Consider the following 24,520-nt stretch of genomic DNA (forward strand, 5'->3'; position numbering starts at 1 on the left):
TAAATTTTATAGATTATAACATGCTTCCATTTAAATTACAATATTACAAATTTAAAACTTTATACAAAAAAAATTACGATCAGCTTCCTAATGCCCTTTCAAAGTCCTCAATAAGGTCTTCTACATCCTCAAGCCCAACAGATACACGGATTAGGCTGTCGCTAATACCAAGCCTATCCCTTTCCTCCTTCGGCATTGACACATGAGACATCTTCACAGGGTAGGACACTATTGTCTCAACTCCTCCAAGGCTTACAGCAACTGCTGCAGTTTTAATGCCGCTCATAAACTTGCGTGCCGTTTCTACACTTTTTGCCTTAAATGAAAGGACTGCTCCAGAGCCATCCGCCTGTGACAAGTGTATATTGCTTCCGGGATGATCGGGAAGTCCGGGATAATAGACCTTCTCTACATTCTTATTGCCTGCCAGCCATTTTGCAAGGGCTTCTGCCCCTTTTTGCTGGTAATCCATTCGGACCTTAAGAGTTTTAAGTCCCCTCAATAGAAGCCAGCTGTCCAGCGGCCCCAAGACTGCTCCAAAACTAAGCTGCACCGAATAAATCTTTTGTGCCAATTCTTCATCATTAACTACCACCAAACCTGCAAGTACATCACTGTGCCCACCGATAAACTTGGTTGCACTATGAACTACAATATCTATGCCAAGGTCAATGGGCCTTTGCAGATATGGAGACATAAAGGTATTATCAATAATGGTCAGAAGATTATGCTCCTTCGCAATACTCACCACAGCCCTTAAGTCGGTTATCTTAAGAAGAGGGTTTGATGGGGTTTCAAGAAATATTGCCTTTGTATTGTCCTTGATGCTGTTTTTTATGGCATCAAGGTCTGCTGCATCAACCAGAGTTACTTCCAGCTTGAATCTTTTAAAAAATGTGGTACTTATTCTATAGGTGCCGCCATAAACATCCTCGCAGAGAACAATATGATCACCTGCAGAAAATATTGAGAGAACTGATGAGGTTGCTGCCATTCCTGATGAAAAAGCAAAGCCCTTTTTACCGTTTTCCAGTATGGCAATTGAGTATTCAAGGGCATTTCTTGTAGGATTACCTACCCTTGAATACTCATACTCACCAGGATTATCCAAATCTTTCTGGTGGTATGTGGATGCCTGGTAAATAGGTATACTTAAGGCACCCGTATATTTATCTATTTCATTTCCATTATGGATAAGCTTTGTACCGAATTTCATTTTAATCACTCCAATGCCTGCTTAAGATCATTTATTAAATCATCAGCTGCTTCGATGCCGACAGAAAGCCTTAAAAGCCTGTCGTTAACACCGATTCTTTCCCTTATCTCTTGAGGAATGGCAGCGTGGGTCTGCACAAGGGGATATGTAATGAGGCTCTCAACACCGCCAAGACTCTCCGCAAATATTATGAGCTTCACCCTTCCCAGGATTTGTTCAACCAAATTCTTATCCTTAACAGTAAAGGAAATCATTGCACCAAATCCATCAGCCTGTGCTTTGGAAATCTCATATCCCTTATGATCGGGAAGTCCTGCATAATAGACTTTATCTATCTTATTTTGAGTTCGAAGCCAATATGCTATTTCCATAGCGTTTTTCTGCTGCTTCTCCAGCCTTATGCCCAGAGTCTTGATGCCCCTTAGTATAAGCCATGAATCAAATGGTGAAAGGACAGCTCCCTCCGACTTTTGAATAAGCTTTATTTTTTCTGCTGTTTGTTGGTCATTTACCACAACAAGCCCTGCCAGTGTATCGTTGTGGCCTCCAAGATACTTTGTTCCGCTGTGGAGTACAATATCCGCTCCAAGCTCTAACGGCCTTTGATATAAGGGTGTAAGGAATGTATTATCTACTATCAGCTGAATTCCTTTGCTCCTTGTGATTTGTGCTGCAGCCCTTATATCCGCTACCTTCATCATGGGGTTTGTCGGTGTTTCAATGAAAACAGCCTTTGTATTAGGCTTTATGGAATTTTGAATTTGACCTGTCTCACTTGTATCAACGTAGGAAAACTGTATGCCGTACTTGCTGAAGACCTCCCCAAAAATCCTGTAGGTCCCGCCATACAAGTCATCCGATACAACAATATGATCCCCCGGATCAAACAGCTTAAGAACAGTTGATACTGCAGCCATACCACTTGAAAATGCAAAGCCGTATTTACCGTTTTCCAGCAGAGCAATAGTATTTTCAAGCTCCTCTCTGGTAGGATTTTGAAGCCTTGAATAGTCATAGCCTGTCGTCTGATTAAGACCTGGGTGCCTGAATGTGGCACTCTGATATATGGGATAGCTTATGGCTCCCGTGTGCTCATCATATCCTTTAAATCCGTGAACCACCTTTGTTTGAATTTTCAAATCTCTAACATCCCCATTAATCATCACTCCTAATAAATTTATTGAATTGTATTTAAAAAGCTTTAATATTATTTCTTAGCCATTCCTAAGTGCCTGATCAAGATCATATATAAGGTCATCAGCGTCTTCTATTCCTATGGATATCCTTATCATATCAGGAGATACTCCTGCCGCCTTCTGGTCCTCTTCCGACAGCTGTGCATGTGTCGTGCTGGCAGGATGTATAACAAGAGATTTGGCATCCGCCACATTTGCAAGAAGTGAGAATATTTCAAGACTGTCAATAAACTTCTTACCAGCCTCTACTCCTCCTTTTATACCAAATGTAAATATTGATCCCGCTCCCTTAGGCAAATACTTCTGTGCCAACTCATAGTATTTATTTCCACTCAGGGTTGGATAATTAACCCATGAAACATTGGGATGCTTCTCTAAAAATGCAGCGATCTTTTTAGCGTTTGATACATGTCTTTCAACCCTCAATGAAAGCGTCTCAAGACCTTGGAGAAGTAAAAATGAATTAAAAGGGCTTATAGCAGCTCCTGTATCCCTTAAGAGCTGTACCCTTGCCTTCACAATATATGCTACGTCACCCACAGCTTCAACATATTTTACTCCGTGATAGCTTGGATCCGGCTCTGTAAGGCCTGGGAATTTTCCGCTTCCCGCCCAGTCAAAATTTCCTGAATCAACAATTACACCGCCTATTGATGTTCCATGTCCGCCAATAAACTTGGTGGCAGAGTGTACAACAATATCTGCTCCAAACTCAATCGGCCTTATGAGATAAGGTGTTCCGAAGGTATTATCAATAATAAGGGGAATTTTATTATCATGGGCAATTTTGGCTACAGCCTCAATGTCAATTATGTTAATACCCGGATTCCCTATAGTTTCAATAAAAACTGCCTTAGTTTTTTCATTTATTGCTTTCCTGAAGTTTTCTGGATCATCGGGGTCTACAAAGACTGTTTTAATGCCAAGCCTTGGAAGTGTTGCCGCAAAAAGATTGTATGTACCTCCATACAAAGTACTTGCCGAAACTATTTCATCCCCGCTGCCGGCAATATTTAAAATGGCATATGTTATTGCAGCAGATCCTGATGCTACAGCCAAAGCTGCTTTTCCCCCTTCTAGTGCCGCAATTCTCTGCTCCAGCACATCATTTGTTGGGTTCATTATCCTTGTATAAATATTTCCCGATTCTTTAAGTGCAAACAAATTTGCAGCATGTTCAACATTTTCAAAAACATATGATGTGGTCTGGTATATGGGCACGGCTCTTGAACCCGTTGTAGGATCAGGCTTTTGCCCTGCATGTACCTGAAGAGTATCGAATTTTAGTTTTCTTTCACTCATATTATCATTCTCCTTTTCAATTAAGTTTATTTTTCCTATATTATTACTTGGTTTTGAATTAAAAATAAATAGCAATTATATAAAGTACATATCCGATGAATTACCGCTTATTCTCTTGTATTCATTGACAAGGTCTTCCAATGTAAGTGAGTCCACAATGCTGTTTATGCTTTCATTAATTTTATCCCACACATTTAGCTTTATACAATTCTGTATAATGCTTTGGTGTGAAATATTTTCCTCTAAGTTTTCATCAACAACAGAGAGCTCACCTTCTAGAGCCCTTAATATACTGCCTACCTTTATGTTAGCGGGGTCATCAGCTAATATATACCCACCTTGTGCCCCTTTAACACTTTTTACTAGGCCTGATTTTCTAAGAATTGAAAAAACCTGCTCAAGGTAATTTTCAGATATGTCTTGTCTCTCAGCTATGTTGCATAATGAAACGTGATCTCCTGCGGAGTTCACGGCCAAGTCAACCATTGCTCTTAATCCATACCTTCCTTTTGTAGAAAGTTTCATAGTATCCCTACCTTCTCCTACTAATCCTATATGTTTTATGATACATTTTATTTTCCAGTATGTCAATCATTTTTCTTGTTTTCTCCATTTTTCAACTGGTTCAAATCAAATGGAGTCTGCTGGTATACGTAGTAATTGAGCCAATTTGAAAAAAGCAGGTTGGCATGTCCTCTCCATTTGACAATGGGCTCTTTTGAAGGATCGTCATCACGAAAATAGTTTTTAGGCACTTCAATGTCAAGGCCCTTTGAAATATCCCTGTCATACTCTGCCTTCAAAGTAAGGGGGTCATACTCGGAATGGCCTGTTACGAATATTTGCCTGCCGCCTTTAGTCTTGACAATGTACACACCTGATTCATCAGATTCTGAAAGTATCTCCAGATCACTTACTTTTTCAATATCTTCCCTCTTAATTCCGGTATGTCTTGAGTGAGGCACAAAAAATTCGTCATCGAAGCCTCTAAAAAGCATTACATTTTTCTTGTTTATCCTATGCTTAAATATACCGAACATTTTTTCCGGCAAAGGATATTTGGGTATTCCATAATGATGATAGAGTCCTGCTTGAGCAGCCCAACATATATGAAATGTGGAGTATACGTTGCTAAGACTCCAATCCATTATTGTCTTTAACTCATTCCAGTATGTAACCTCCTCAAAGGGCATTGTTTCAATAGGTGCTCCAGTTATTATAAGGCCGTCAAACCTTTCACCCTTCACATCTTCAAAAGTCTTATAGAAGTTGGAAAGATGCTCTTCAGGTGTGTTCTTTGATGTATAGGTCTGAGGATGCAGCAGTACTACATCAACCTGAATGGGGGTATTGCCTATAAGTCTCAGCAGCTGTGTCTCTGTAACTATTTTTGTGGGCATCAGATTTAAGATAGCTATCCTAAGGGGCCTTATATCTTGATGCATTGCCCTTTCTTCAGTCATAACAAATATATTTTCATTTGAAAGAATTTCTGCCGCAGGCAGATTATCAGGAATTTTTATTGGCATATATGACACCTCTTAAGTATTTATTGAGACATTTCATAGCAGTATAATTCCAAGTTAATTTATATGAATAATATATTTATATTATAACTTTTTTTATCTTTTTTCAATACAAAAAAATACGAAGCCAAAATGCCAAGTATGACATATTTAGCTTCAGTCTTTTACCCTGTTAATATAGTTTATCAAGTTCCAATACAGCCAAAATTACATTTTCATATTCATATCCATATGAAATACGTCCGGGCTCAACATTCCGAATATCATGGCTACATGTGCAACCACAAGGAATATTCCTACAAAAATGGAATGGAGCTTAAGCTTTTCCATCTCATCTTTCTTCCTTCCTATTAGGCCCATTTCCAGCAGTGCCATTCCCAAAAGCGGAATTATTCCTGACAAATAAAAACCTACGGCAATTACATCAGCCGGCCCCCTCCATTCTCCGTTTTGGGTCAAAGGAATAACCGCTGTATACATTAAATAAATGAAAATGCCGGTAAAATAAACTCCTGAGATAATTCCTGCAATTTTATTAACTGTCCTTATCGGCCCATTCAGCTTGCGGCTAAAGAGTATAACCAGTTCGGTTATTGCAATGGTTTCAGCCAAAATGACAGGTATAGCCATGAATATTAGAAGATTCCAAGGCTGATTTGATGCAAGCAACTCCATATAGTGAGTCATATTACCCATAAAATCCCTCCTGTTTGATTTAGTTTATTCGGCATATACAATATACCAACTGTTTGTGAAGATTTTATGGAGATTAAAAATATATTTCCGCTAATTCAATATATCATTAACAAACTTCTTGCCAAAATTGCAAACTCACTGCAACTAGACCTGAGAACAGTACAGAAATAATATTTTTAATACTTGCCGAAATTGTTCTGCTCTAGATCAATATTAAGTTGAGGTGGAGTATTAACTAAATTTCTTTTGCTACTTTTCATTTGACTTTTTAAATTGTGTTTTGACGTATTTTTCAACTTATTATATTCATTATTAACAGTATTCCTCTTCAATACAAATTGGCTGACTTTTTCTTTTAATAATTCTGCCTGCCCTGATAATTCCTGGCTTGCGGCTGCACTTTCTTCTGATGTTGCAGAGTTTGTCTGTGTTACTTGTGAGACTTGCATGATGCCTTGATTTACTTGCAAAATTGCAGTTGCCTGATAATCGGAGGCTGAAGCAATCTCGTTGATAAGGTCCGCGACCTTGGAGACACCTGTTACGATTCTGTTAAGAGCCTCAGCTGTAGAATTTGCGATTTTGGTTCCGTCATCAACTTTTTTAATGGAACCCTCAATAAGACCTGTTGTTTCCTTTGCTGCATTTGCACTTCTTGCGGCTAGACTTCTCACTTCCTCAGCAACTACTGCAAAACCCTTACCGTGCTGACCTGCTCTAGCAGCTTCAACTGCTGCATTCAAAGCAAGGATATTGGTCTGAAAAGCTATCTCATCAATTACCTTGATTATCTTGGAAATACTGCTTGAAGCTATATTTATTTCATCCATAGCCTTTAGCATGTCACCCATTTGGCAGTTACCATGGATTGCATTATCCTTTGCAGATATTGCTAATTCATTGGCTTGGTTTGCATTAGCAGCATTTTGCTTTGTCTGTGCTGCAATTTCCTCCATTGAGGCTGAAAGCTCCTCCGCAACAGATGCCTGCTCTGTCGAGCCTTGCGACAAAGCCTGACTGGAAGCTGCAACCTGGCTTGCACCAGCAAAAACTTGTTCTGCAGCAGAGTTAATACCTCCTAAAACTTCGTTGAATGAAGAGATAATCTTATTAAGAGAACTCTTAATTTCTATAAAATCACCATTAAACTCACTATCAACATGTAGGTTTAGATTTCCATTAGCCATCTGGTTTAATATTTCCGATATTTCATTTATGTACGAATAGAGTGTTGAAATGGTCTTATTAAGTGAATTTTTTATTTTAGCATGATCTCCTTTATATTCACCAGTGACCTTGCATTGAAGATTACCTTTTGAAATTTCCTCCAATACATTTGAACTTTCCTGGATAGGTAATATTACAGCATCAAGGATATCATTCATTCCATGTACAATTTCTGCATACCCTCCACTAAACTTGTTTGAATCTCCACGGGCATTGAGCTTGCCTTCTGTTGCAGAGCTGGTTAGTAATTGGGCTTCTGTTATAAGACTTTTAAGAGTATGTATTATTTTACTAAAGGCATGACCAAGACTGCCTATTTCATCCTTTGAAGTAATATTTATAACTATGTCAAGATTACCGTCTGACACATCTTCAGCTGCTTTAACTATCTTTTTAATGGGGGTGTTTATAATCCTTGCAATAAAAAGACTTACTCCTATTCCAAGTAAAAACGCCATTACAAAGAATACCAGAACAAGCGTAGCCTTGGTATTCATTGACTTACTTAGATTTTCAGCATTCTGTTTCATTCCGTCATTTTTCAACTTTTCGTATTTGTCAAGATTATCTGCAAACAGCGTTCTTAACTTAGCATAGTCACCGTGAAAAATATTTAAAACCTCTGTCCTATTTGCTTTCGGGTCCATCATTTTCTTTTCAAGTTCTATCAGTTGTTGGTTATACTGATCATTTTCATTGAATATGTTTTTTTCTTCGCTATTTACGGCATATTTTAAGGATTCTTCTATTTTTTCATCTATTGCTTTGGCGTTTAAATCGTATTTGCTCCTTTCAGTAGAATCTTCAGGATCTATAATAATTCCCCTTATACAATCTGCTAAAGTTAAGTCTATAAATCGTATATCCTGAGCAAGATTAAAAGCATATATATCCTTATCTACAAAATTATTAAATGTAGTTATTTCATCTTTAATTGAAATGTAGGATATTATAATTGATATTGAACATACTAGCAGAACAGTGATAAACCCTAAAAGAATTTTATTCCTGATACTAAAAATCATTATGATGCCTCCCTATAATTAATATACTGGTATTTAAGCTACATTCAACTGCATTTTCGCAATTTCATAAATAAAATAGCTCACTTGAATAATACATTTATCGGAATGAAAGCTAACGAACTTAATACACATATGTATTCTCTGCTAAATTTCGCAACCCAACTTATAAATGCCTCTAAAATAGAAATGAATATTGATGGCGAGAAAAAGCACATTGTGCAGATATATGAAGCAAGCCAGTAGAAAGTGCTTCCATGAAAATAGGCATTTTGCGTTATATTTTAAATGTACCTGTCATGTTTACAAGATTTTCAACACTATCATTAGTTATCTTAGCTTGACTTAACACTTCGTGTGCTTTATACATTATTGAAGAAGTTCTTTGAGCTATGTTTACTGAACCTTCTGCACCTTCGTTAGCCGCTTTTGAAATTTCATCTATTGCTTTTATTATATTTTTCATTGATGATTCCAATTGCTCGCAAGTTGTTGAGAAACTTGTAACTAATCTTTCAACAAAATCAGCATCTTGACTATAATGTTCTCCTGTTTTTACCAAGGTGTTATAATCATTTATAACTTTGCTATCGACAAAAGTAAGTAGACCCTTGGAATCTTGGATTAGTTCCATAACAGAACTAGTTACCCCTTCTACTACACTTTGTATTTGTGAAACAGTATTCTTTGAGTCTTCTGCAAGCTTACGTATTTCATCTGCCACAACTGCAAAACCTTTTCCTGCTTCACCTGCCCTAGCTGCTTCTATTGAAGCATTCAAAGCTAAAAGGTTTGTTTGCTCCGATATCCCTAGAATAGCTTGTGTAAGAACATTGATTTCCTCAATAACCCTGGACTTATCAATTGATTCTTTAAGTCTTAATTGAGTCATTTCATATATAGCCACTGCTGATTTTTGGGATTCTGTGACACTACTTTTTAATTCAATTGACCTTTTCTTAATTTCCTTAACCTGCATTAATCCATTTAGGGATATTTGAGCTACATTTTCCATGGAATGAACAACCTCATTAGCAGTTGCATTGATTTCTTCTGTCGCAGCTGCTGTTTCCTGCATCTGAGCAGAAAGCTGCTCAGTTGTTGAAGAAACTTCCTCAATATCTGCCTGAAGTTTATTCATTTCTTCTACAGTAATTAACGAACCTTTTTCAATCACAGCAGATTCATTAATAATGCCTGAAATTGTTTTGTAAATCGCTTCTTTCATTTTATTAGTAGCCCTTGCAATAACTCCTATTTCGTCTTTAGAATTAGTCAAAAATGACTTTAGTTCATGTGTTAAATTACCTAGGGAAATTTCCGATATACCTTTTTCCAACTCTTCAATTCTCTTTGCGATCTGATATCCAGTTGCAAATGATATCAGAATTCCTATAACCAGCATTAAAACGAGAACTCCAAAAATAATCCTTGTATTATTAGCCAGCTCTCTATTTACTTCAGATATTGGGATCCCTACAAACCACATTCCTATTATATCACCTGTACTATCTTTTATTGCTGTATAATGTGTCATTACTGGAATTCCGGCAACAAGAGTTTCGCCAAGAAAGTTTTCACCTTTTGTAAGGGTTTTATCAATAACTTCTTTTGATGCTTTTGTATCAACCTTCCTTTTTCCATCCTCTCCCTTTACATTTGTAGAAACTCTTGTATCCTTTAAAAATATAGTAGATAGGATGCCTGTATCTATGCTAATTTCATCAACCAAATCAAAATTATCATTAATAAGAGTTGTCCCTTTGTATAACTTATTATCGGATATTTTCCATTCACCAGGATATTTTTCATTAAGTGCCATATAGCCTAATGCTGAAGCAGTGCCTAATTGATCATGTATTTTATTATTAAGAATATTTTCAGATGTAAAATATGTAGTGATAATGATAACTGCCGAAAATACAATTAATATAACGCTAAAGATTAATGCAAATTTGAATTTTATTTTCATCATCATCGACTCCAGTCATTTGTTTAGTTAACATATTTATCTGTAAATGTCTTGAATACTTTTACTTAAAACATTATCCTATTGCAGCATTTATATTTTACCCCTTTTCATTTAGATCCTTTTGTATACAAAATTACTTTTATTCTTTCATAATTTTATTTAATTGCTGCAAAGATAAAGGGAAACCAATGGTCGAAAGGTTTAATTAAATTTATCAGACAAATAATATAATACACTCGTATTATATATCAAGAAAGAAAATTTAAGAGGTGTCTGCCATGAGAAAAATATTTTTGTCACGCACTGATAAGAAAATAGCTGGTGTCTGTGGGGGTATTGCAGAATATTTTGGCCTTGATTCAACTTTAGTGAGACTTGCCTTTGTTATATTGGCATTACTGGGCTTTAGCTCAGTTATTGTATATATAGCATGCTGGTTTATATTCCCAAGCGAAGAATTCTAAGCAATTTAAATGGGTTTTTAATTAAATCAAAAACACTTTAAACCCTTAATAGCTAACTGCTTGAAGGACTGACATCCCGGTGCGGCAGTTGGCTATTTAAAGATCTAAAGTGCTGGGTTTAAGTGCTTAATTCTTTAATATTTTAGCTTACTTTAAGCTCTAACCTTAGTTTGTCAGCTACCATTGCTATAAACTCGGAGTTTGTAGGTTTGCCTTTTCCCAAGTTCACAGTATAGCCAAAGAGAGAGTCAATAGTATCAACCTGCCCTCTACTCCATGCAACTTCAATAGCATGGCGTATTGCCCTTTCCACTCTGCTCGGCGTAGTGTTATACTCCCTTGCTATTGATGGGTAAAGCTGCTTGGTTATTGAATTTATAACATCAAGGTCTTTTACTACCATAATTATTGCATCCCTTAAATACTGATACCCTTTTATATGTGCCGGCACCCCAATTTCGTGCATTATGCTTGTTACCTCAGCTTCAAGGTTTCTAGGCGACGGAGAAAAAATAGTCGGTCTTTCGCTTGTATGGTCGGATATCAATATGGATGACTGGTTTACATCCTTTAGTTGTCTGATCCTTGAAACAAGTATATCCATATCAAAGGGCTTAACTACGTAGTATTCCGCCCCTAAAGATAAAGCACGCTGTGTTATCTTGTCCTGACCTACTGCTGATAAAATTATAAACATGGGTTTTCTACCCATCTGAATGCCATTTACCTTTTCAAGGACTCCCAGTCCATCAAGATGAGGCATAATTATATCAAGTATGGCAATATCGGGTGCAGTGTTTACAATCAAATCAAAAGCCTCCAGGCCATCCCTTGCTACTCCTACTACTTCAATATCACTCTGGTTGTTCAGATATTCTGCCAATATATCACCAAACTCACGATTATCATCAGCAATTACCACCTGTATTTTTTTAGCTAACAATTTAACTCCCCCTCAGCTTTTGTAAAAATAATCAATTCAATAGATATTATATTTGTGTTTCGACAAAATTTCAAGTACAAATTGCTAAAATTTAGCAATAGCTGCTTGTTTGTACCAGAATCAAACGTTTTATTTCCCAAAATATAAAATAATTTACTCAATTCCTCTGCAAAATTACCCGGCTTTTACCATAACCTGTTTGCTATCTTGCAAAGCGTTTTTAAGCATCTTTTCAATAAAAATCCCGTATCCACGGGTGGGATCATTTACCAACACATGAGTTACAGCACCAACTATCCTTCCATCTTGTATTATAGGGCTTCCCGACATACCTTGTACTATTCCTCCGGATATGTTTAGCAGCCTGGGATCTGTAACCTTTAATACCATCCCCTTTGCACTGTCAAGTTTCTGTCTTGAGACCTTTTGAATTTCCACACTATATTCCCTGACATCTGTACCGTCAATATTGGATAGTATCTTGGCAGGACCTTCCCTCAGCTGACTTTTCAATGCAACAGGATATACCTTTCCTTCAATCCTTTCCGATGCATTACCCTCAAGACTTCCATATATACCAAATTCCGAATTTTTATTTATTACCCCAAGTCTTTTCCTTTCCTCCATAAAAACGCCTTTCAGCTCACCAGGTGCACCTTGCTTTCCCTTCTTAACGGATAAAATAGTGGATTCTAATATTTCACCTTGTTTTACAGGCATTATCTTTCCTGTATCAAGATCTGTTATTCCATGACCTAATGCCCCGAAACTTCCTGTGGAGTGGTCGTAAAATGTAAGAGTCCCTATACCTGCAGTACTGTCCCTTACCCACAATCCCAAATGATATTTGTTATCGTCCGATGACTTGACAGGCTTAATGTCCCTGCTAATTATTTCATCACCATGTTTAATACTTAAATGTATATTTTTCCCTTCGCTGTTATCAATCTGGTCAACAAGGTCATTTATGCTAACCAAATCATTGCCGTTAGCTTGTAATATTAAGTCTCCAGGCTTTATACCACTCTGCTTGGCAGGATAGTTTTTGCTGCCCGATACATCTTCAACATCCGATATGCCTATTACAAGCAACCCTTTTGTCCTTATTTTGACACCGATAGTATTTCCGCAAGCTACAATTTCCCTATTAGGAACCACATTAATTTCCATGGTCTTTACAGGGATAATTCCGAACAAGTTCATTCTAAGGTTCACGCAACCCTGCTTTAAAGACTTTAGGGAAAAAGGATTTGAAAATCCTACATTGAGAGTACTTGCAGTTTTATGCCCCATCCTTTCTTTAATAAGGCTTATAATTCCTTCCCTATCAGTCTTTATACTGACCAAAAAAGGACTTTTAAAGTCATATGCAAAATCATCCCCTTCAGCTAGAGTCAGTTGCCCCGGTATTACAGTGAGGATTTGAGAATAACTTAATAAGACTACCAAAACACTTATTATAATGAAAATAATAATATTTTTTCTTTTATTGTTAGAATTCATCGTTTATATCTCCCGGTACCAATGTCAAATTTTAATGTCTGGGAAATTATGATGTATCCCATACATAATTTCACATGACAAGTTTTCAATCATACAAAATCCCTTTGGGTTTTGTTCTGCCCTATGCTTAAAATTCATGATTTCAAATTAATAATCTTTACTTTGAGTTAATGATAAGTTAACCCTTTATAACTTTTATTATTCAAACAAATTAATGCATTGAAGGTAATAAAAAAACAGTCACGCTGTAAAGCCCGACTGCTTCGTAATAATTAATAAATTGAATTTCTATTTTTATTATTTCCCATCAACTTCTGGAATTAATTTTAAACTTTTTGGCATTCCCCAGTATTTCCTCAGCATGCTTCAATGTAATATCTGAAATATTAGACCCTCCTAATATTCTTGCTATTTCATTTTTTATTTCTTTGTCACTAATCCTTCGCACACTGGTCTTTGTCAGATTGTCAATCGATTGCTTCTCTATCTGAAAATGCCCATCTGCCATGCACGCTATCTGTGCAAGATGAGTTACGCATAAGACCTGATGGCTTCCCGATATTATGGAAAGCTTTTCAGCAACCTTTTGTGCAGCCTTTCCGCTTATACCTATATCTATCTCATCAAATATCAGGGTTGGAATGTCATCAACATTTGCCAGTATGGTCTTTATGGCCAGCATTATTCTGGACATTTCGCCTCCTGATACTATTTTGGAAAGGGGCTTTAGCGGTTCCCCCGCATTGGGGGAAATCAGAAACTCTACTTTATTAAGTCCATTACCCCAAAATTTATACTCATCGTTTTCGTCTTTTTCAGAATTGAAGTCAATATTAACTTTGAATTGTGCTTTTTTCATTTCCAGATCTTCAAGCTCTTTTCCAATCTGCTCTTCTAATATCCGGGCTGCCTTGTTTCTTTCATCATTGAGCATTGCAGCTGTATCGTAAAGCTCAACTGCTATATTTACAAGCTTTTTATTAAGTTCATTTACTATCTCGTCGCTTTTAATTATTTCATCGTACTCAGATTCAGCCTTTTTAAGGTATTCCAAAACATCTTCTATCGTTGCTCCGTATTTTTTCTTTAGCCTTACTATGAGGTCAATCCTTTCCTCAACCTGCTCCAATAAGTCAGGGCTATACTCGGTATTGTCCCTTTCCTTTCTTATCTGTTCAACTACATCGTCCAACTGATAGGATATCTCCTCAAGTTTTACTGCCAGCTTTCCGTATTTCTCATCCAGCTTTGAAATTGAGCTGAGCTGCGATATTGCATCGCTCAAGCTGTCGTAAACAGAGCTTTTTATATTATTTCCCGAAAAAATATTTTCATATACTCCGGATAATGCTTCAATAATCCTTTCTGCATTGGAAAGAACATTTCTCTGCCTGTTGAGCTCTTCGTCCTCGCCTATCTTAAGCTTTGCCTTTTTTATTTCATCTATCTGAAAGCTTAAAAAGTCAATTTTCTTCTCCCTGTCATTTTTGTCACCTGCAAGGGCCCTAACTTTGCTTTTTATATTTTTATACTCAACAAGAAGGTTTGTATACTTGTCCTTAAGATCATCTATTTGATTTGACCCGAAAGAATCCAACAGCTCTATATGGCTTTCGGTGCGGAGAAGGGACTGATTGTCATGCTGCCCGTGAACATCAACAAGCCTGCTTCCAAGCTCTTTAAGCATAGAAACAGTAACCATTTTCCCATTTATTCTGCAGCTGTTTTTTCCTGATAAGGTAAACTCCCTTGAAATAATCAAAGTTCCGTCCTCCTCAGGCTCAACCCCTATTTCTTCTAGAAAGGCCTCTATATTCTTATTTTCAATCTGAAAAACTGCTTCAACAGAGGCTTTATCCTTTCCGGTCCTTATAAGTTCCTTTGAAAGCCTCTCTCCAAGAATTGCGTTTATTGAATCGATTATTATAGATTTACCTGCCCCAGTTTCACCGGTTAATACATTTAAGCCTTTACCAACCTCGATACAAATCTTCTCAATTAAGGCAATATTCTGTATTTCAAGCTGTTGAAGCAAGCCGCCACCTCCAGTAATGGTTCTATATATTTTTATTAGCCAACTTGTTAAATCTATTGACCATTTCTTCCGCTATTTTTTCAGCTCTGCAAATTATCATTATTGTATCATCACCAGCTATGGTTCCAAGCACTTCAGTCCACTTCATTGAGTCTATTGCCGAAGCACAGGCTTGTGCCATACCTGGAAGAGTCTTAACTACCACGATATTGTTTGCATAGTCACTTGAAACATATGACTCTGCGAATATGGTAAGAAGCCTGTTTGAAATAACACTCTCCGCTGGTGTAAACGGGGCATATTTATACCTTCCGTCTTCCATCATAACCTTAATGAGGCGGAGCTCTTTTATATCCCTTGAAACTGTAGCCTGTGTCACATCAAAGCCCAGCTCTTTAAGCTTCTCAGCAATTTCCTCCTGAGTTTCAATTTTTTCCTTTTCTATCAATTCAAGAATTTTTGAATGTCTACTGTATTTCATCCTTGAATGTTTCTCCCCTCATGTAAAATTTCGACCTTAATATTTTAAAAAAATTCTTATTTGCAACCTTTATCATTTTCACCGAACAGGGAGCCTTTTTAACCTCTATGGAATATCCACCCTTTACCTCGTATCCATTCTGTCCGTCAACAGTAACCATTGCACTATGCTCATAGCTTTCATCCACCACTACCCTAACCACTCTCTCGGCTGTAGTGATGAAAGACCTTGAATACAATATATGAGGACAAATAGGTGTAATAACTATTATCTCCAGGTCAGGTTCCACAATGGGACCTCCCGCAGATAATGAATATGCAGTTGACCCCGTAGGACTTGATACTATAATGCCGTCTCCAGGGTAGGACTCGGCATATACGTTATTGATATAAGTTTTGAGATGAAGTATCCTTGACAATTCTCCTCTGGATATCACTACATCATTTAATGCTATGTCCTTTGCTATTACTCCTGACTTGCTGTAAATAACAGTCTCAAGCATCATTCGCTCTTCAATAGTATACCTGTCATTTAAAATACTTTCAATTGCCGTATTTATATCCGACTTTTCAATTTCAGTCAGAAAACCAAGGGTACCTAAATTTATCCCCAATATGGGAACATTGGCAGAATACGCATTTCTGGCCACCTTTAAATATGTCCCGTCTCCGCCTAAGCATAAAACCCCTTCAGCCTTTAAGTAAATTTCCCGTTCATCAAGTGCTTCTATATTGTGTTCCATATGAACTGCAGACGCATGAGGCATCAAAACTCTTCCACCCAGCTCTATTATCTTATCAGCTACCAGCTTTGTAAATCTAAAATTCATATCTTTATCGGAATTTGTTATTATACCGATTGCTTTCATTATTTCCCCTTAATGTATATTAAAAGCGTCACCAATCAATAGACAAATGTTTTGATCAATCACTTTTAATGTAGTTTTATTTTATAATAACACACTAAATGCAATTGTGAAAATAATTTTTGGTGAAAAGTTTAACAAAATCATTTTATGATTTTGTTAAACTCACAGATCGGTATGGGCCATAGCAACAATTTTGGAAATATCCTCATCTAAAGAAATATCACTCCCATCCAAATTTGACAGGTACAGGAGGTATTCAATATTACCTTCAGGGCCTTTTATGGGCGAGTATGACAAGCCTTTTATGGAAAATCCCAGACTTGAAGAAAACTCTGCAATACTTTTTATAACTTCTTCATGGACCTTTGGGTCTCTTACCACGCCCTTCTTCCCCACCTTTTCTCTTCCTGCCTCGAACTGGGGCTTTATAAGGCACACCACTTCACCATTAGGATTAAGAAGTGTTTTAACCACAGGCAAAACTTTTTTGAGGGATATAAAGGAAACGTCAATTGAGGCAAAATTCTTGAGATCTCCCATTTCTTCAGGTTTGACATATCTGATATTGGTTCTTTCCATATTTATTACTCTTTTGTCATTTCTAAGCTCCCAGGCAAGCTGCCCATAACCTACATCAACAGCAGTAACTTCAATTGCTCCATTCTTTAGCATACAGTCTGTAAATCCACCGGTAGAAGCACCGATATCAATAGCTTTGGCACCGACAAGGCTGACATTGAAAAATTTCAATGCTTTCTCAAGCTTAAGGCCTCCCCTGCTTACATAAGGCACAGCATTATTTTTTATTTCAATTTGTGACTCTATATCAAATTTTGAGCCTGGCTTATCTTCCTTATTTTTATTTACAAAAACAAGACCTGCCATAATAGTGCTTCGTGCTTTTTCTCTACTTTCAAAGAATCCTTTTTTAACTAATAGTATATCAAGTCTTTCCTTTTCCAAACTACTTCCTCCAAACATCCTAGTAGATGGCACTCAACCCATAATTTGAGCAAAACCTTGCAAAGTTGCTCTCCATCTTTATTTTTTCTTGCTTTATTATTACAAGAATCTGCTGTTTTTCATCCTCAGTAAGGTTAAAAAACTTTAGCCCATATTCTATTTTGTAGTCCAAAGTTTTTTTATTTCTTGCTATTTGTGCGAAACCACTGAAATTCATGGAACCAAAAGCTGTAAACACAAGTCTTATGTTGGCATTCATATTTATTTGATCCTTGCATATTATAGCAGTCCCGGACTCGCTTAAATCATTTATTATTCCGATATATTCAAAATTCTCATCAATTCCTATAATCTTGCAAAAATAACTTGCATCGTATCTGGCCGATTCTCTCATATCCTGAAACACATCTATCTTTATTGCCTTTAATTTTATTGTTTGAGGAAGAGCTAAGGATATATCTTCCACCATGCAAGTCAGGGTTATTATACTCTTACCCATATTAAATTTGCATTTTACAAAATCATTTATCAAAACCGAGGAAGCCAGCAAATCTTGAGTAACGGGCATGATAAGAGAATCCCTATTCACTCTTAAAAATGTATTCATAGACCAGGAATTGTTCTGGCTTGTCTGCACCCTTACAAAAAGTCCTGGTCGTAATAAAGCCATTACCTGTGATACATCCAAGATAGCTCCTCCTTTTTATACTGTTATCCTTATATTGTGGTGAATTTACTTCTTTTTAAACATTTTAAGAACTTCTCCAACCAAGGAGTCTGCATCAAGTTTGTATTTTTTAAAAAGCTCGTTTTTAGAGCCATGGATGATAGGTTGATCCGGAAAACCAAAGAGCCTTGATTTGACATTGATTCCTCTTTGATTTATCATCTCCAGGACGCTGCTGCCAAACCCTCCGGTTATTGTGTTGTCTTCTAATGTAATCATTCTTTTTGTTTTCATGACTGAATTGACAATAAGCTTAACATCCAAAGGCTTCACAAACCTGGCATTAATAAGCTCAACAGAAACTCCAAGCTTTGTAAGCTCCTCTGTAACTTTTAGTGCTGTTTCAAACATTGTCCCTATGGATAGGAAGGTCAGATCATTTCCTTCCTTACAGAGAAGGCCTTGGCCTAGCTTGACTTCATCACCCTCCAAGAGACACTCCTGTCCTTTACCCCTTGGATACCTTATGGCAACAGGGCCATTATGCTCACAAAATGCAAACTTAAGCATTTTTCTCATTTCTTCATAATCACATGGTGCCATCACCGTAAAATTGGGGATATGGCTTAAAAATGACAGATCATACAATCCCTGGTGAGTTTCTCCGTCGTCGCCTACAATTCCTGCCCTGTCTACTCCAAAAACAACATGAAGATTCTGCAGGGCAACATCATGAAGCAACTGATCATATGAACGCTGTAAAAAAGAAGAATACACCGCAAAAACAGGTTTGAGGCCGTTCCTTGCCAGACCTGCTGCAAAAGTAACCGCATGCTGCTCAGCTATTCCCACATCAAAGAACCTGTCATTGAATTTCTTAGAGAACTGTTCAAGTCCGGTACCGTTAGGCATGGCTGCAGTTATGGCGACAATCTTCTCATCATTTTGAGCAAGGTTTATAAGCTCATTTCCGAATATATTAGAATATGAAGGACCTCCGGTTGAAAGCACTTCTCCTGTTTCAATTTCAAATGGTGATATTCCATGATAAAGATGCGGACTTTCTTCTGCAAAGGTATAACCCTTTCCTTTCTGGGTGCACACATGGAGCAAAATAGGACCTTTCATAGTTTTAGCCCGTGACAGTACCTTATTAAGCTCCGCAAGGTCATGGCCATCTATAGGGCCAAAATACTTAAAGCCTAGCTCCTCAAAGAATATGCCCGGCATAATCATGTATTTTACAGATCCCTTAACCCGGCCTAAAGCCTTGGCAGCACTTTTGCCTATAGCAGGGATTTTGCTTAATATGATATCCAAATCCTCTTTTACCTTAAAATAAAAGGGTTCTGTTCTAATTTTACTTAAATACTTTGAAAGTCCTCCTACATTCTTTGATATGGACATCTCATTGTCATTGAGTATAACAATAAGATTATTGGGAGACCTTCCGGCATCATTTAATGCTTCAAATGCCATCCCTCCGGTCAATGCACCATCACCGATAACTGCTATAACCGAATACTTCTCCTTCTTGATGTCCCTGGCCTTTGCTATGCCTAAAGCTGCTGAAATAGAGGTACTGCTGTGTCCTGTATTAAAGCTGTCATGTTCGGATTCATCGACTTTAGGAAAGCCCGATATGCCGTCCAACTGTCTTAATGTGCCAAACTTGTCCTTTCTGCCCGTAATAATCTTATGTACGTATGATTGGTGACCTACGTCCCATATTATTTTGTCATCAGGAGTGTTAAACACACTGTGGAGAGCTAGTGTCAACTCTACAACCCCAAGGTTTGAAGCCAGATGTCCTCCTGTTTTTGACACATTATCTATTAGAAACGCCCTGATTTCTGCGGCAAGTTCTTCAAGCTCATTTATTGAAAGCTTCTTTATGTCATCCGGTGAGCATATATCATTTAAAATACCACCCAAAAACCTTCATCTCTCTTTCGGTTTATCTTTTCTATATAAATTACCATTAAGTAAAAATTATAGCACAAAAGTATTCATCGCTCAATAAATTATCGGCATTATGCTCATTAATGATTAAGAAAACTATTAGGTTTAATTAATCCTTTTTGCAATGTAAAGAGCAATGTCCTTGAGGAATTCAGCCTCTGTACCGAAACAATCAATCGCACCTACAGCTTCATTTGTTACATCTTCCAGAATTTTCTTTGCACCGTCCAAACCATATGCAGTAGTATAGGTAGTTTTGTCATTGGAAACATCACTACCGCTGTTTTTACCTAAAGTAGACAGATCACCTTCAACATCAAGGATATCATCCTTGATCTGGAAAGCCATACCAATTTTTTCTGCAAAGGTTGAAAGGCTTGATATTTGAGAATCGTCAGCTCCGCAAATAATTGCAGATGAAACAACAGGAGCCTTTATCATGGCACCGGTCTTGCATTTATGCATATAAGAAAGGGTTTCCAGCGGAACCTTTTTACCTTCAGACTGGAGATCCACTACCTGTCCACCGATCATTCCTTTAACACCTGATGATTTTGCAATAAACCCCATGGCCTTTACCCTCATAAGCATGTTATGAGTACTTTTTAAGATATCTTCTATCATCACCTCAAAGGCATAATTAAGAAGGGCATCTCCTGCAAGAATTGCCAAACCTTCGCCATATACCTTATGGTTTGTAAGCATTCCCCTTCTGTAATCGTCGTTATCCATGGAAGGAAGATCATCATGAATAAGTGAGTATGTATGAATCATTTCAATGGCACAGGCAAATGAAATTACTTCACTGAAGTCTTTTTTGAAGAGATCGCACACTGCTAATGACAGTACTGGCCTAATTCTTTTTCCCCCAGCCATTAAGCTGTACCTCATAGCTTCATAACACGTTTTTTCCGGTGTATTCATTACTACTAAAACCTTCTCTAGTGCTTCATTTATATAATCAAGATAAAGCTCATACCTTTTATTAAACTCCATTGTCCTGCTCCTCCAAAATTTATTCAACCAAAAAGTCTTTTTCTGTTATTTCGCCCTTTTCATTCTCCAAAAGAATAGTTATCTTCTTTTCCATCTCATCCAGCTTTTTATTACAATGTTTGGTTAACTCTATACCATTCTGAAAAGCTTCAAGGGATTCTTCAAGAGAAAGCTCTCCCCTTTCAAGCATTCTTACTATTGCCTCCAGCTCTAATATGGCTTCTTCATAGCTCTTACCTTCCATACTCCGATTAATCCCCTTCCTCAATAATGACTAGAAAATAACTTCCTATAATCTTGATCAATCCCTTATTTTACAATACAACCCACTGTACCATCTCTTAAGTTTATTTCCAATTCTGTCCCATTGTAAACATCATTTACCGACTGTATTACTTTTCCACTTTCTTTGTCCTTAACAATGCTGTAGCCTCTTGCCATAATTGTAAGTGGACTTAATGCATCAAGCTTTCCAGCTAATACCGCAAATCTGGTTTTATATGTTGAGAAGTTCATTTGTAAGGCTCTTATAAGACTCTTTTGAAGAATATCCAATCTCATTCTTTCCTGATATACCCTGTCAAATGGCTGCTTAAATGCAGCACTTTCAGTAAGACGCAGAAGCCTGCTTTTTTGAACAACAAGATTCTTGTTTAATGAGCTTGCCAACCTGTATATCAGATTATTCAAACCGTTTTTCAGTGCAACCTTTTCAGGAACTACTATTTCTGCAGCAGCTGAAGGTGTAGGGGCCCTCAAATCTGCAACAAAGTCCGATATGGTATAATCTGTTTCGTGCCCAATAGCGGAAACAACAGGTATTTCAGATTTGAATATGCTTCTTGCAACAATTTCCTCGTTAAATGCCCATAATTCCTCTAGAGATCCGCCGCCGCGGGCCAATATTAAAACATCCACACAGCAAAGCTTATTAAACCTGTCAATTGCCCTGGAAATTTGTTTTGCCGCACCTTCCCCCTGGACCGCAACAGGGCATACCTTTATATTAATATTCGGGTATCTTCTGCCTATTATGTTTATTATATCCCGCAGCACTGCACCTGTTGATGATGTAACAACCCCAACAGCCCTCGGCAAAAGCGGCAGCGGCTTTTTATATATGTGATCAAAAAGGCCTTCCCTCTCAAGCTTTTGCTTTAGCTGTTCAAAGGCAAGATGAAGGGCTCCGATTCCATCAGGCTGCATGGACTCAACATAGAGCTGGTACTGCCCATCTCTTTCAAAAACCGAAATATAGCCTCCTATGATTACCCTCATACCATTTTCGGGATTAAATTTCAATTCACTGTTGTAGGTTCTGAACATAACACACTTTATAAGGCTGGTTTCATCCTTTAATGTGAAATACATATGCCCTGAATAGTGGTTCTTATAGTTGGAAATCTCCCCCCTGACCAAAAATCCGGAGAGTAATATGTCTTTAGTTATTATATTTTTTAAATACCTATTAATCTCAGAAACCGTGAGAATCTGACGCATAAAACCTCCATACTGCAAATTAACACACTACCTAAGAATATGGTATGTGTGTTAATATACTTTAAAATATACTATTCATTAGATCCATCTACGGGTACAGGAAATGTCTTGGATACTTTGCCTAGGATACCGTTAACAAATGAGCCTGCATCCTCTGTGCTGTATTTCTTTGCCAATTCTACAGCTTCATTTATGGAAACATTAAAGGGTATATCTTCCCTAAAGCATACTTCGTAAATACTTAGCCTTAATATTGATAAGTCAACCTTTGAAATTCTATTAATTTTCCAGCCCTTAGCATGCTTTTCTATAAGCTCGTCAATCTCCTGAATCTTACTATGGACACCATCTAGGACTTGGTTAACATATACCTTGTCATTATCAGTTAATTTCTCTTCTTCCAAAACGTACTGTATCTGCTGCTCTTTATCATCCCTCTGTATTTCCAACTGGTATAAGAGCTTCATTGCAGTTTCGCGGGCTGCTCTACGTCCCATTAAATATTACCTCCAAACAAGCTTTACGTATGCCAAATTATTAACCTTAAGTAGATAAGCTTTTTATTTAAATTCGTTAAATAGTTTAGCCAAATCATCATCTTATAGTCCCTGGTGGAAAAATCTTGTCCAGGAGCTTTCTCAAATAATCTTTGTCAACACTAATAACCTTACCAATATAATACCCCACTGCCATACAAATTACAATAAAAATAAACTTTAACAACCCAATCATAAGAACAGAAATTGCAATTAAAAGCCCTATTATTGCCCCATTTACTTCACCTTTGTGAGATTTATAAAAACTGTATATTGTGTCCTTATTCATATAGTCAGCCTCCAAGGTTATTCCACCCTATTTTTATTATATCCAACAAATATATTGTCAACTACCACCTTTACCTCAAGTACCCTTATGCCGGATGTGTCTTCTATGGTTTTTTTAACCTTGACCTGTATATCCTCAGAGAGGATGGGTATGTTAACATCAGCCAATACAATAGCTTTTATTATGACAGTAACACCTTCCACGCCTTTATATACATGAGCCTTAGCTTCCTTGATACCGGAAAGCCTTTTTGTGGCAGCAAGTGCAATACTTTCGATAGAATTTAATGAAACCTTAATCTCCCCTATTTCGGTTTTCTTGCTAACAGTTCTTTTATCTGTATCATCGCTTGTGCCTGATAACAACAGTATAACGGTTATTGCAAGGATGGCCAACCCTCCGAAAAACACAACAAACTGGAATATATTATTACCAAGAAGGTTGGAGGATATATATGTTGAAATGCTTTCAAAGGAGTCAGGCATAACTATTAATAGCATAATTGCCATTGTAAAAATAATAATAAATACAAAATACACACCTAATATAGCCCGTTTTAATGTACTGTTCATACTTTTGCCTCCTCTTTTGTTATGGGTATTATGACAATGGTAGTTTTTATATATATTTCATTATAGTTTAAATCTTTAAAAAAATAAACCCTAAATGGGGTTATTATTACATCTGAGTTATTTTGTTTCATTTATGGTGCCATTTTTATTTTCGGTATCAAAATTGACACCCTGTATATGAATATTAACTTCAACTACATTTAACCCTGTCATTGTCTCTACTGTTTTCTTTACTCTTTCTTGTATATCCCATGACACATCAGGTATCCTGCAGCCGTAGTCAATAATTATATATAGATCTATTGCTGCCTGTTTTTCTCCAACTTCAACCTTGACACCCTTCGAGAGGCTCTTTCTTCCTAACATTTCAACAATTTCTCCCGCAATGCCGCCGCTCATCCCCGCAACACCCGGTACTTCCATAGCTGCAATCCCTGCAATTATGGCAACAACCTCATCAGTGACCTTGACTGTACCTAGATCACTTAAAAGCTCATGATTGATTTCCTCCATTAAAAACCCTCCCCGTCCGGAGAATGTAACACTTAAACACTCTTTGTCAGGAGTTAATTATATCATTATAT

Annotated in this window: 24 protein-coding genes; 1 reads left to right on the forward strand and 23 read right to left on the reverse strand. The window is 37.2% G+C overall.

Features of this window, described 5'->3' with window-relative positions; genetic code table 11:
* Window positions 1-79: 79 nt before the first annotated feature.
* The 8 genes from VIO64_RS12415 to VIO64_RS12450 form a co-directional block, all read right to left on the reverse strand.
* Window positions 80-1,216 (reverse strand): trans-sulfuration enzyme family protein, encoded by a 1,137-nt coding sequence (locus VIO64_RS12415; protein WP_331918704.1) that lies wholly within the window; start codon window positions 1,214-1,216, stop codon window positions 80-82.
* 5 nt (window positions 1,217-1,221) lie between these two features.
* Window positions 1,222-2,379, reverse strand: a complete 1,158-nt coding sequence (locus tag VIO64_RS12420) for a PLP-dependent aspartate aminotransferase family protein (protein WP_331918623.1) — start codon at window positions 2,377-2,379, stop codon at window positions 1,222-1,224.
* A gap of 51 nt (window positions 2,380-2,430) precedes the next feature.
* Window positions 2,431-3,714, reverse strand: coding sequence for a homocysteine synthase (locus tag VIO64_RS12425; RefSeq protein WP_331918625.1), 1,284 nt, complete (start codon window positions 3,712-3,714; stop codon window positions 2,431-2,433).
* Window positions 3,715-3,789: 75 nt separating this feature from the next.
* The gene (locus tag VIO64_RS12430; RefSeq protein ID WP_331918627.1) at window positions 3,790-4,239 is read right to left on the reverse strand and encodes an Rrf2 family transcriptional regulator; all 450 of its coding nucleotides are present in this window, start codon (window positions 4,237-4,239) and stop codon (window positions 3,790-3,792) included.
* 62 nt (window positions 4,240-4,301) lie between these two features.
* Window positions 4,302-5,243 carry a homoserine O-acetyltransferase MetA gene (gene metA, locus VIO64_RS12435; RefSeq protein ID WP_331918629.1) on the reverse strand — a complete coding sequence of 314 codons (942 nt, stop codon included), beginning with the start codon at window positions 5,241-5,243 and terminating at the stop codon, window positions 4,302-4,304.
* A 204-nt stretch (window positions 5,244-5,447) separates the two neighbouring features.
* Window positions 5,448-5,936, reverse strand: a complete 489-nt coding sequence (locus VIO64_RS12440; protein WP_331918631.1) for a DUF6803 family protein — start codon at window positions 5,934-5,936, stop codon at window positions 5,448-5,450.
* Window positions 5,937-6,112: 176 nt separating this feature from the next.
* Entirely contained in the window at window positions 6,113-8,188 is a 2,076-nt protein-coding gene (locus tag VIO64_RS12445; RefSeq protein WP_331918633.1) for a methyl-accepting chemotaxis protein, read from the reverse strand.
* Window positions 8,189-8,462: 274 nt separating this feature from the next.
* A complete protein-coding gene (locus tag VIO64_RS12450; RefSeq protein WP_331918635.1) occupies window positions 8,463-10,157 on the reverse strand; it encodes a methyl-accepting chemotaxis protein in 1,695 nt (564 codons plus the stop codon).
* Window positions 10,158-10,435: 278 nt separating this feature from the next.
* Between VIO64_RS12450 and VIO64_RS12455 the strand changes: the two genes are divergently transcribed.
* A complete protein-coding gene (locus tag VIO64_RS12455) occupies window positions 10,436-10,621 on the forward strand; it encodes a PspC domain-containing protein (protein WP_331918637.1) in 186 nt (61 codons plus the stop codon).
* A 142-nt stretch (window positions 10,622-10,763) separates the two neighbouring features.
* Here VIO64_RS12455 and spo0A read toward each other — a convergent pair whose 3' ends face one another.
* From spo0A to VIO64_RS12530, 15 genes are all read right to left on the reverse strand, one after another.
* Window positions 10,764-11,564 (reverse strand): sporulation transcription factor Spo0A, encoded by an 801-nt coding sequence (gene spo0A / locus VIO64_RS12460; RefSeq protein WP_331918639.1) that lies wholly within the window; start codon window positions 11,562-11,564, stop codon window positions 10,764-10,766.
* A gap of 174 nt (window positions 11,565-11,738) precedes the next feature.
* A complete protein-coding gene (spoIVB, locus tag VIO64_RS12465) occupies window positions 11,739-13,067 on the reverse strand; it encodes a SpoIVB peptidase (RefSeq protein WP_331918641.1) in 1,329 nt (442 codons plus the stop codon).
* A gap of 307 nt (window positions 13,068-13,374) precedes the next feature.
* Window positions 13,375-15,102, reverse strand: coding sequence for a DNA repair protein RecN (gene recN / locus VIO64_RS12470; RefSeq protein ID WP_331918643.1), 1,728 nt, complete (start codon window positions 15,100-15,102; stop codon window positions 13,375-13,377).
* 22 nt (window positions 15,103-15,124) lie between these two features.
* On the reverse strand, window positions 15,125-15,583 hold the full coding sequence (locus VIO64_RS12475) for an arginine repressor (protein WP_331918645.1): 459 nt from the start codon (window positions 15,581-15,583) through the stop codon (window positions 15,125-15,127).
* Window positions 15,570-16,451, reverse strand: coding sequence for an NAD(+)/NADH kinase (locus VIO64_RS12480; RefSeq protein ID WP_331918647.1), 882 nt, complete (start codon window positions 16,449-16,451; stop codon window positions 15,570-15,572). The genes VIO64_RS12475 and VIO64_RS12480 overlap by 14 nt, the downstream gene beginning before the upstream one ends.
* Before the next feature lie 162 nt (window positions 16,452-16,613).
* Window positions 16,614-17,414, reverse strand: coding sequence for a TlyA family RNA methyltransferase (locus VIO64_RS12485; RefSeq protein WP_331918649.1), 801 nt, complete (start codon window positions 17,412-17,414; stop codon window positions 16,614-16,616).
* A gap of 19 nt (window positions 17,415-17,433) precedes the next feature.
* A complete protein-coding gene (locus VIO64_RS12490) occupies window positions 17,434-18,102 on the reverse strand; it encodes a PilZ domain-containing protein (protein ID WP_331918651.1) in 669 nt (222 codons plus the stop codon).
* Window positions 18,103-18,147: 45 nt separating this feature from the next.
* Window positions 18,148-20,016 (reverse strand): 1-deoxy-D-xylulose-5-phosphate synthase, encoded by a 1,869-nt coding sequence (dxs, locus tag VIO64_RS12495; RefSeq protein WP_331918653.1) that lies wholly within the window; start codon window positions 20,014-20,016, stop codon window positions 18,148-18,150.
* A 132-nt stretch (window positions 20,017-20,148) separates the two neighbouring features.
* Entirely contained in the window at window positions 20,149-21,039 is an 891-nt protein-coding gene (locus VIO64_RS12500) for a farnesyl diphosphate synthase (protein WP_331918655.1), read from the reverse strand.
* Between the two features lie 19 nt (window positions 21,040-21,058).
* On the reverse strand, window positions 21,059-21,283 hold the full coding sequence (gene xseB / locus VIO64_RS12505) for an exodeoxyribonuclease VII small subunit (protein ID WP_331918657.1): 225 nt from the start codon (window positions 21,281-21,283) through the stop codon (window positions 21,059-21,061).
* 65 nt (window positions 21,284-21,348) lie between these two features.
* Window positions 21,349-22,539, reverse strand: coding sequence for an exodeoxyribonuclease VII large subunit (gene xseA, locus VIO64_RS12510; RefSeq protein ID WP_331918659.1), 1,191 nt, complete (start codon window positions 22,537-22,539; stop codon window positions 21,349-21,351).
* 71 nt (window positions 22,540-22,610) lie between these two features.
* Window positions 22,611-23,036 carry a transcription antitermination factor NusB gene (gene nusB / locus VIO64_RS12515; protein ID WP_331918661.1) on the reverse strand — a complete coding sequence of 142 codons (426 nt, stop codon included), beginning with the start codon at window positions 23,034-23,036 and terminating at the stop codon, window positions 22,611-22,613.
* A 97-nt stretch (window positions 23,037-23,133) separates the two neighbouring features.
* On the reverse strand, window positions 23,134-23,364 hold the full coding sequence (locus VIO64_RS12520) for a DUF2273 domain-containing protein (RefSeq protein ID WP_331918663.1): 231 nt from the start codon (window positions 23,362-23,364) through the stop codon (window positions 23,134-23,136).
* A gap of 17 nt (window positions 23,365-23,381) precedes the next feature.
* Complete coding sequence (gene amaP / locus VIO64_RS12525; RefSeq protein ID WP_331918665.1) at window positions 23,382-23,936, reverse strand: alkaline shock response membrane anchor protein AmaP; 555 nt, start codon at window positions 23,934-23,936, stop codon at window positions 23,382-23,384.
* A 117-nt stretch (window positions 23,937-24,053) separates the two neighbouring features.
* A complete protein-coding gene (locus VIO64_RS12530) occupies window positions 24,054-24,449 on the reverse strand; it encodes an Asp23/Gls24 family envelope stress response protein (RefSeq protein WP_331918667.1) in 396 nt (131 codons plus the stop codon).
* Window positions 24,450-24,520 lie beyond the last annotated feature (71 nt).

Source organism: Pseudobacteroides sp., assembly GCF_036567765.1.
Lineage (GTDB): Bacteria > Bacillota > Clostridia > Acetivibrionales > DSM-2933 > Pseudobacteroides.

Bases quoted from the DNA above. Each gene is read 5' to 3' on its own strand.
- VIO64_RS12415 (WP_331918704.1), bottom strand. From the start codon at position 1,216: ATGAAATTCGGTACAAAGCTTATCCATAATGGAAATGAAATAGATAAA.
- VIO64_RS12420 (WP_331918623.1), bottom strand. From the start codon at position 2,379: ATGATTAATGGGGATGTTAGAGATTTGAAAATTCAAACAAAGGTGGTT.
- VIO64_RS12425 (WP_331918625.1), bottom strand. From the start codon at position 3,714: ATGAGTGAAAGAAAACTAAAATTCGATACTCTTCAGGTACATGCAGGG.
- VIO64_RS12430 (WP_331918627.1), bottom strand. From the start codon at position 4,239: ATGAAACTTTCTACAAAAGGAAGGTATGGATTAAGAGCAATGGTTGAC.
- metA (WP_331918629.1), bottom strand. From the start codon at position 5,243: ATGCCAATAAAAATTCCTGATAATCTGCCTGCGGCAGAAATTCTTTCA.
- VIO64_RS12440 (WP_331918631.1), bottom strand. From the start codon at position 5,936: ATGGGTAATATGACTCACTATATGGAGTTGCTTGCATCAAATCAGCCT.
- VIO64_RS12445 (WP_331918633.1), bottom strand. From the start codon at position 8,188: ATGATTTTTAGTATCAGGAATAAAATTCTTTTAGGGTTTATCACTGTT.
- VIO64_RS12450 (WP_331918635.1), bottom strand. From the start codon at position 10,157: ATGAAAATAAAATTCAAATTTGCATTAATCTTTAGCGTTATATTAATT.
- VIO64_RS12455 (WP_331918637.1), top strand. From the start codon at position 10,436: ATGAGAAAAATATTTTTGTCACGCACTGATAAGAAAATAGCTGGTGTC.
- spoIVB (WP_331918641.1), bottom strand. From the start codon at position 13,067: ATGAATTCTAACAATAAAAGAAAAAATATTATTATTTTCATTATAATA.
- VIO64_RS12475 (WP_331918645.1), bottom strand. From the start codon at position 15,583: ATGAAATACAGTAGACATTCAAAAATTCTTGAATTGATAGAAAAGGAA.
- VIO64_RS12480 (WP_331918647.1), bottom strand. From the start codon at position 16,451: ATGAAAGCAATCGGTATAATAACAAATTCCGATAAAGATATGAATTTT.
- VIO64_RS12500 (WP_331918655.1), bottom strand. From the start codon at position 21,039: ATGGAGTTTAATAAAAGGTATGAGCTTTATCTTGATTATATAAATGAA.
- xseB (WP_331918657.1), bottom strand. From the start codon at position 21,283: ATGGAAGGTAAGAGCTATGAAGAAGCCATATTAGAGCTGGAGGCAATA.
- xseA (WP_331918659.1), bottom strand. From the start codon at position 22,539: ATGCGTCAGATTCTCACGGTTTCTGAGATTAATAGGTATTTAAAAAAT.
- nusB (WP_331918661.1), bottom strand. From the start codon at position 23,036: ATGGGACGTAGAGCAGCCCGCGAAACTGCAATGAAGCTCTTATACCAG.
- VIO64_RS12520 (WP_331918663.1), bottom strand. From the start codon at position 23,364: ATGAATAAGGACACAATATACAGTTTTTATAAATCTCACAAAGGTGAA.
- amaP (WP_331918665.1), bottom strand. From the start codon at position 23,936: ATGAACAGTACATTAAAACGGGCTATATTAGGTGTGTATTTTGTATTT.
- VIO64_RS12530 (WP_331918667.1), bottom strand. From the start codon at position 24,449: ATGGAGGAAATCAATCATGAGCTTTTAAGTGATCTAGGTACAGTCAAG.